6 protein-coding genes and 2 pseudogenes are annotated in these 7897 nt (G+C 64.0%); 7 read left to right on the plus strand and 1 reads right to left on the minus strand.

What is annotated here, in order from left to right; genetic code table 11:
• The first annotated feature begins 232 nt into the window (after positions 1-232).
• The 4 genes and pseudogenes from ACFVZH_RS39395 (at position 233) to ACFVZH_RS39410 (ending at position 4317) form a co-directional block, all read left to right on the plus strand.
• Positions 233-1672, plus strand: a pseudogene (locus ACFVZH_RS39395) (NF041680 family putative transposase).
• A gap of 18 nt (positions 1673-1690) precedes the next feature.
• A pseudogene (locus ACFVZH_RS39400) lies at positions 1691-2013 on the plus strand (transposase family protein); the annotation flags it as partial.
• Between the two features lie 1345 nt (positions 2014-3358).
• On the plus strand, positions 3359-3652 hold the full coding sequence (locus ACFVZH_RS39405; protein WP_384905346.1) for a transposase: 294 nt from the start codon (positions 3359-3361) through the stop codon (positions 3650-3652).
• An 8-nt stretch (positions 3653-3660) separates the two neighbouring features.
• On the plus strand, positions 3661-4317 hold the full coding sequence (locus ACFVZH_RS39410) for a transposase (RefSeq protein ID WP_384905348.1): 657 nt from the start codon (positions 3661-3663) through the stop codon (positions 4315-4317).
• On the opposite strand, the gene ACFVZH_RS39415 is transcribed toward ACFVZH_RS39410, so the two are convergent.
• Positions 4237-4548: a TetR/AcrR family transcriptional regulator gene (locus tag ACFVZH_RS39415; protein ID WP_384905350.1), complete on the minus strand. Its 312-nt coding sequence runs from the start codon at positions 4546-4548 to the stop codon at positions 4237-4239. The genes ACFVZH_RS39410 and ACFVZH_RS39415 overlap by 81 nt on opposite strands.
• A gap of 205 nt (positions 4549-4753) precedes the next feature.
• Between ACFVZH_RS39415 and ACFVZH_RS39420 the strand changes: the two genes are divergently transcribed.
• From ACFVZH_RS39420 to ACFVZH_RS39430, 3 genes are all read left to right on the plus strand, one after another.
• Positions 4754-5875 (plus strand): FAD-dependent monooxygenase, encoded by a 1122-nt coding sequence (locus ACFVZH_RS39420; protein WP_384905352.1) that lies wholly within the window; start codon positions 4754-4756, stop codon positions 5873-5875.
• A 689-nt stretch (positions 5876-6564) separates the two neighbouring features.
• Entirely contained in the window at positions 6565-7347 is a 783-nt protein-coding gene (locus ACFVZH_RS39425) for a transposase (RefSeq protein ID WP_384905354.1), read from the plus strand.
• A 96-nt stretch (positions 7348-7443) separates the two neighbouring features.
• Entirely contained in the window at positions 7444-7641 is a 198-nt protein-coding gene (locus tag ACFVZH_RS39430; protein ID WP_384905356.1) for a hypothetical protein, read from the plus strand.
• Positions 7642-7897 lie beyond the last annotated feature (256 nt).

Raw genomic sequence — 7897 nt, forward strand, 5'->3', positions numbered from 1 at the left:
TCACCGGCTGCGACACCGACGGTCTCATCGACCACTGGGCCACCCTCGACGCCGCATAACCCCCACACCTGCCATCCTGAACACACCCGCCTTAGCTTGACGTTTATGGTCTGCCGTCGAACACGGCCTCGAACTTGCTGATGGGTTTGCCTAAGTTCCGGACGTTAGAGCGGCCTTCGCTTGATCCTGTGCTCCGTCACAGAGGCATGGGATCAACACGAAGGCCGTAGCCATGAGTCTGCTGCAACACGGCGCCCCGCGGGATGCGTTTGCCGAACTGTCATGCTTCCGGACGGAGCTCTATGCCTGTCTCACCGGGCGGCGTGATGCGCTGTTCGAGCTGAGTGATGCCCTGCTGTGCGCGGATGGACCGGTGAGGACATTGGTCGAGCTGTCGTTGGAGCCCGAGCACCGGCGCGGGCATGGCGCGTTGTACGGCGGCCTGAACTGCGGAGATCTGGATGCGGCGCGGCTACGCAGAACGCTGGCAGGGCTGCCGCTTCCCCGCACGGCGTCGGGCCAGCCGGTCCTGGCGGTCGACGTGAGTAACTGGCTGCGGCCGGACGCGAATACCAGCCCGGATCGGCTGTTCTGCCACACGTACGGTCGGGGCAGGGGCTCGGCCCAGATGATCCCCGGGTGGCCCTACTCCTTCGTGGCCGCTCTGGAGCAGGGGCGGACGTCGTGGACTGCCATGCTGGACGTGGTCCGGCTGTGTCCGTGGGACGATGCGATCGCCGTCACTGCCGCCCAGGTCCGGGATGTGTTCCAGCGGCTGTATGGGACAGGCCAGTGGTAGATCGGTGACCCGCCTGTCCTGGTCGTCCTCGATGCCGGCTATGACGCGACCCGTCTGGCTTTCCTGCTTGCGGACCTGCCCGTGGAGCTGCTGGGCCGGATGCGTTCGGACCGCGTCCTGTACTTCCCGCCCCCGCCGCAGCCACCGGGCAAGCGCGGGCGCAAGCCCAAGCGCGGGGCGGAGTTCGCGTTCGAGGTTGCGGCCACTCAGCCGGCCCCGTCGGTCACCACGGTGACCGACACCACCCACTACGGGAAGTCCGTCGCCACTGCCTGGGACCGACTGCACCCGCTTCTGGTTCGGCGCTCGGCCTGGGCCAACCACCCCGAAGGAGAGCTGCCGGTCATCGAAGGCACCGTCATCCGTCTTCAGGTCGACCACCTCCGTGGAGACCGCAGCCCCAGACCGGTCTGGCTTTGGTGGTCGGGCACCGCCGCAACGGCAAACGACGTGGACCGGCTCTGGCGGGCATTCCTGCGCAGATTCGACCTCGAGCACACCTTCAGAATGCTCAAGCAGACGTTGGGGTGGACCGCTCCCAAACTCCGCAAGCCTGCCGCCGCCGACCGCTGGACCTGGCTCGTCATTGCCGCCCACACCCAACTCCGCCTTGCCCGGCCCCTCGCAGAAGACCTCCGCAATCCCTGGGAGCGGCCCGCCCGCCAAGGGCGCCTCACACCCGCGCGCGTCCGTCGAGGATTTCGCCGCCTCCACGGGAAAACACCTCAGCCGGCCAGCGCACCGAAACCCAGCACCGCGGGCCCCGGCCGGCCAATCGGGATGAAGAACAAGCACCGCGCACGCGAGCACCCCGTCGGGAAACAGGACAAACCAAACCTCGCGGAAGCCATCGCAAGCAGCAGAGCTGCATAAACGCCAAGCTAACGAGCTGATCTGACCGCGGCCCGTGCCCACGGCATCGCCCATGCCTGCCACACCAGGCAGATCCTCGTCCTCGCGGACCGCGCCTACCAGGGCGCCGGCGCCACCGTCCGCACCCCGTACTACCACCACCGCGAACAGCCCGAGCACTACCAGCAGTTCAACCGCGACCACACCCGACTCCCAGCCCCGGCGAACGGGCCTTCGCCCAGCTCAAGTCCTGGCACATCATGCGCAGAGCACGCTGCACATCACACTCAGCCCCAGCCGCATCGGCACCATCGCCCGCGCTGCCCTCGTCCTCAACAACACCTGGCGATGAATTTCGTTGAGAAAACCTCAATGGAGCAGCAATTGCTCAGGATTGCAGCCAGGCATGGAAGAAAGACTGCAAAACAGTAAAAGATTGCCACCGGCCAGAAACTGTTCGAGCCCGTGAGCATGAGGGTTTTATCCATTTCAAGCCAGGGAATGACATGAAACTGCCCATTGCCCTTTCCGCTGCCGCCTCCATCGGAATCGTCGCAGCCGCATTCGCAGCTCCCGCGCCCGCCTTCGCCCAAACCTCCACCACTGAGACGAAAACCATCGTCTCCCAGGCAAATCCGGGCCTCACTGCAATTGCACGGATAAATTGCAGCAGCGCATATCCGTATGTGAAGACAGTCGAGAGCAGATTCTCTGGCGGAAATAACAGCACGCCAGGGCACACAATTCTTCACGCCAATGCCGAGGGTTCGGCCAAAGCCTATGCCTCCGTCCACTTCACAGCTCCAGGAGTGATAGGAGCAGCCGGGGCTAGCCAGCGCCTAGAGTTGGCTGTCACCTGCTCGAATAATCCGGAGGATGGGGATGACTACCCTGTTGTAATATCAAGTGCACAGCAGATGCTATCGTTCGGCGCTAGCGCAACAGTCAGAGCCCAGTGTCCCGATTCTTTCCCGACACTCGACATGCCGTCCTACGAGTACAACTTGAATAAGGTTCAAGGGACTGATACCAGTGGTGGAATCTATCCCATGTGGGCCCAGTCTCAAGTGACAAACGTCGATCCCGCACATGAGGCACAGAATGTACGCGTTGCAGCGTACTGCTATTCTATTCTATAATTACGCTGCGACCCGGGTGGCGGGCCCTTGAAGGCCCAATTTGAGAACTGTGCGACCAGCCGCTTGCGCCCTGTCGCACAGTTCTCAGACGGTATTTGAAAACTCGATTGATCTTGCCTTTTTGGGCTTGGCCGACTGGCCGGTCTGGGGTGCTGAGCAGCGGTCTGTGAAATGTATCAGGAGTCGTCGGCTGCCTCATGATCTCCTGGCGTCGCATCCCCTTCTGGGCGGTCTGTCGAATACAGGGCAGGGCGAGAACCTGGCATCTACGGGCGGAACACGCAAACTGGATGTCATCCTGTTCCCAGCGGCATCACCCGATCTCTTCATTCACAACTGAAGTTGATTGGGTGATGTCAGAGGTCGTTTTCGCTCGATTTTTTGTTCTGGAATAGCATTTTTGGTGACATTGAGCGACTCTGTCGGGGATCTTGGTGTTCGAAGGACGCCGCCCTTGATGGCTCGGGACACTGCGGGAAGTTCGTTCAAGCCCCACTCGTCTCTCCCGAGGTGATCAGTTTCTGTCCGCCCTCGACCCGGTGCGGAGGTCCCGGCGCTCACTGTGCGCATGGCCCGTGCCAGCAACCCTCGTGGCACCACTGCGATGTGGATCCGCGACCACCTCGACGGGTTGTGGCGTGATGAGGACTTCGCCTCCTGGTATTCCCACGATGGCCGTCCCGGCCTTTCGCCCGCCCAACTGGCCACCGTGTGCGTGCTCCAGTTCCTGTTCAACCTCTCCGACCGGCAGGTCGCCGAGGCGGTGCGCTGCCGTATCGACTTCAAGTACGCCCTGGCCATGGAGTTGGACGACCCAGGCTTCCACCACAGCGTGCCGGGGCCGACGACAGCGTCAATCTGATCACCGATGTGGCCACCACCACCCCGACCAGGGACAGTCAGGCCATGCCCGGCATCCACGCCCGGCTCCGCTCCCGCTGGCTGCCCGCCGAGCACCTCGTCGATGGCGGCTACGTCTCCGCCGCCCTGCTGGACCGCTCGGCCCGGGAGTACCAGGTCCAGCTCGTCGGCCCGGTCAAGGCGTCCGGATCCTGGCAGGAGAAACAGCAGACCGGCTTCACCCGGGAAGCCTTCGGCATCGACTTCGACCACCGCCGCGTCACCTGCCCGAACGGACAGACCAGCGAGCGTTGGTTCGAACCACCCGCCATGGCTCCCTACACGGTGGTCCGCTTCGCAGCCCGCCAGTGCGATCCCTGCCCCGACCGGTCCCTCTGCGCGAGGGGCGCCTCAGCACGCACAGTGAACTTCCTCCCCCGTCACCTGCACGAACTCCAGGCCCGCAACCGCACCGACCAGCACGATTCCCAGTGGCGACGCCGATACGCCGCCCGCTCCGGCGTCGAGGGCACCATCTGCGAATTCGTCAACGGACACCGGGCACGCCGCAGCCGCTACCACGGCGTTGCCAAGACCCACGCGCCTCTAGCCAGCGACCACCCGCGACCACTCACAGCATTTCAGCTCTACCTCGATGCACGGGACTTGACCTGGGAATGCTGGTAGCGGCAAGGCAAGTGACCCCGAACATCCAAGATCCCCGACAGAGTCGCTCCATGTGTCGTTCTCCGGGAACAGCAGTTCCTCCTTGCTCGCGAAGTAGCTGAAGGGCGTGCGCGTGCCGATCTCAGCTGTGGCTGCGATGTTAACGACAGTCGTCCGTTCGTAGCCGTCCCGTTCAAAGAGCTCTACTGCGATGTCTACGATAGTCTGGCGGGTGCGGTCGCTGAGAGACATGCATGCAGAATATGGCACTCATTGAGCTTCTTCAGCGATCACCTCGCTAGGGTGAGTGACCCTCTAAAGTTGACTGTCCTTTGATCTGCAGTAGCGCTCAGCTCCTGCGGTCGCAGCCGTCACCCGATCGATGGCCGTTCTGAAGAATCTCAATGCATGTAGGCATGCATTGTAAATCTGTATTGAGTGCAGCTAGCGTGAGGGTATGACTCCCCGCACCGTACTGATCTCTGGAGCCGGAGTCGCCGGCCCCACCCTCGCGTACTGGTTGGCTCGCCGTGGGTTCCAGCCGACTGTCGTGGAACGGTCGCAGGGCCTGCGATCCAGCGGAAGCCCCGTCGACGTACGCGGTCCCGCCCTACCCGTGGCCGAACGGATGGGCATCATGCCGCACCTGCGCGAAGCCGCCACCCAGGCCACGGCGGTGAGCCTGGTCGACGCCTCCGGGCGGCAGATCGCTCGTGTGGGTCTGCCTGCCGCCCGCAGTGCGGCTGGCAATCGGGAGGTCGAGCTTCCCCGAGGCGACCTCGCCAGCATCCTCTACGAAGCGGCCCGCAGTGATGCCGAGTTTCTCTTCGATGACACCATTATCACCATGCAGCAGGACGAGCATGGCGTCGACGTTGACTTCGACCACGCGGCTCCCCGCCGCTTTGACCTGATCATTGGAGCCGATGGGCTCCACTCCACTGTGCGGCGGCTAGCTTTCGGCCCTGAAAGCGACTTCGTGCACCACATGGGCATTTATGTTGCGACGATGCCCTTGGATGGACCAGTCAACGACCCGTCCCACGTACTTATGTACAACACCCCAGGCAAGCTACTGTCCATCCACCCTTCACGGGACAAGGCGCTGGCGGCCTTCATCTTCCGAAGCTGCGCTATCGACGGCTTCAACCACCACAACACTGAACAGCACAAGCGCATCGTCGTCGAGGCATACACAGGTGCGGGGTGGCGGGCGCCTGAACTGCTTGACCAGCTACGCGAAACAGAGGACCTCTACTTCGACTCCGTCAGTCACGTACGCCTGTCCGCCTGGGCACGCAATCGCATCGGCCTGCTTGGCGATGCGGCGTCGTCCGTCTCGCTCTTCGGTGACGGCTCCAGCCTGGCTATAGCCGGGGCCTTCACGCTGGCGGAATCCCTCGCCGCCGCACCGACCGACCACACAGCCGCGTTTCGTCACTACGAGACCGCCCACCGTACCCTTGTCGACCCGAAACAGCGCGGGATGAGACAAGTCGCAGCCCTCCTTGTCCCAAAATCCCGAACCGGTATCGCCGTACGCAATCTGGCCGCGAGAGCCTGGCCCAACCGTCCCTGACTGGGTGTTCCGTTCCCAGTTCTGCGGTTCATGTGCCGTTCGGGCATTGTCAGGTTGAGTGAGCTTCTTCAGAACGGCCATCGATCGGGTGACGGCTGCGACCGCAGGAGCTGAGCGCTACTGCAGATCAAAGGACAGTCAACATCAGAGGGTCGCTCACCCTGCGAGGTGATCGCTGAAGAAGCTCACTGAGCTCTTTCATTAGTCACTCCGCAGGGCGAACGATCTTCTGGGGTTAACCGGTTTCCGACCTGCGGCTGGGATTTCCCACCTGCAGACGTAGCCGTCACCCGATCGGTGGCCACTCTGAAAAGAGCTCACTGAACCTCTTTCATCCTGAATAGTTGCAGGTCAGTCTCCCTGTTTCCTTCGGGTGCGCCTTGCTGGCGTGAAAACATGATCGCGGTGCCTGCCCGCCGATGCTGGTAGCTCGTTGGGACGTTGAGCCCGTAGGTCAGTCTGGCGCCGGGACCACGGAGGGGCTGCGTACTGTTGCCTTCGAGCCCGCCGGTCAGATACTCGCTCCCCCGCGGCCCCTTGGGCAGGCGCCGGCCGGTACGGATCAACACCGGGGAGTTGCGCATGGCGGACACCGACAACAGCGGTGGCACCGTGGAGATCGAGCAGGCCGAGGAGCTCGTGGCACGGGTCGCCGCGATCGATATCGCCAGGCGTCCGGGATGGTCTGTGTGCGGGTGCCGCACGAGGACAAGCCCGGCAAGCGCGTCCAGCAGGTCTTCAGCACCGTTGCGGCCTCCGGCGCGATCCTGGAGCTGGCCGACCACCTGATCTGCCAGGGCGTCACCCGGGTGGTGATGGAGGCGACCTCGACCTTCTTCGTACCCCCGAAACCCATCCATGAGCTACGCGATCTCACCCGGGCCCGGGCAGTCATGACCCACGAGCGAACCCGCCACAAACAGCGCACCGCGAAACCCCTCGAAGACGCCCAGATCAAGCTCTCCACCGTGATCGCCGACATCTTCGGCGTCTCCGGCCGGGCGATACTCGAAGCCCTCATCGCCGGGGAACGCAGCCCCAAGGCCCTGGCAGACCTGGCCCACGGCACCATCAAGGCCAGCCACGCCACCCTGGCTGAATCGTTGACCAGCCGCTTCGAAGAACACCACGCCTTCATGTGCCGGATGCTGCTGGACACCGTCGACTACCTCACCGTGCAGATCGACAGGCTCACCGCCCGTATCACCCTGCGCCTGGCCGAGCTGTCCACCACCGAGGACGACGAGGGTCCCGGGCAAGCCACCCTGATGCCGATCACCGACACCGAACGACTCGACGAGATCCCCGGCGTCGGCCCCGGCACCGCCCAGGTGATCCTCGCCGAGATCGGCCTGGACATCTCGGTCTTCCCCACCGCCGGCCATCTCGTGTCCTGGGCGAAACTCTCCCCACGCACCATCCAGTCCGGCGGGAGGAACACCTCCGGCCCCACCGGCAAGGGCAACCCCTGACTCCGCGGGGCCCTCAGCAAGGCCGCGATCTCCGCCGCCCGCACCGACACCTTCCTCGGCGCCAGCTACCGCCGCATCGTCAAACGCCACGGCCATATGAAAGCCCTGGTCGCCGTCGCCCGCTCGATCCTGGTGCCCGTCTGGCACCTGATGAACAACCCGACCGCCCGCTACCGAGACCTCGGCGCCGACTTCCACACCCGCAACCTCGACCCCGGCCGCAAGAGCCGCGACCTCGTCCGCCAGCTCAAGGCCCTCGGCCACGACGTCACTCTCACCCCGGCAACCGCCTGACCGAACCCGCGAAGCCCCCGCAAGCAGCCCCCGACCAGGGGCTACCTCGCCATACCCGGCTGACCATTTTCCAGTCAGAGCCAGCGGGAAGATCGTTACGCGTACGCTAAAACCTCCCGCACCGCAGTGACACCCCAGCCCGCCCCGGTAGCTCGGCAGTCGGGTCTGTCAATCGAACGGTGTAACGAGGGTGGTTGGGGTTACTGGCGGGCTGCGGAGAGCCGGCCGTCGAAGGTGATGTCGAAGGCGTTCAGCG

It is taken from the genome of Streptomyces sp. NPDC059534, assembly GCF_042743475.1.
Lineage (GTDB): Bacteria > Actinomycetota > Actinomycetes > Streptomycetales > Streptomycetaceae > Streptomyces.

Bases quoted from the DNA above. Each gene is read 5' to 3' on its own strand.
- ACFVZH_RS39405 (WP_384905346.1), top strand. From the start codon at position 3,359: ATGGCCCGTGCCAGCAACCCTCGTGGCACCACTGCGATGTGGATCCGC.
- ACFVZH_RS39415 (WP_384905350.1), bottom strand. From the start codon at position 4,548: ATGTCTCTCAGCGACCGCACCCGCCAGACTATCGTAGACATCGCAGTA.
- ACFVZH_RS39420 (WP_384905352.1), top strand. From the start codon at position 4,754: ATGACTCCCCGCACCGTACTGATCTCTGGAGCCGGAGTCGCCGGCCCC.
- ACFVZH_RS39430 (WP_384905356.1), top strand. From the start codon at position 7,444: ATGAAAGCCCTGGTCGCCGTCGCCCGCTCGATCCTGGTGCCCGTCTGG.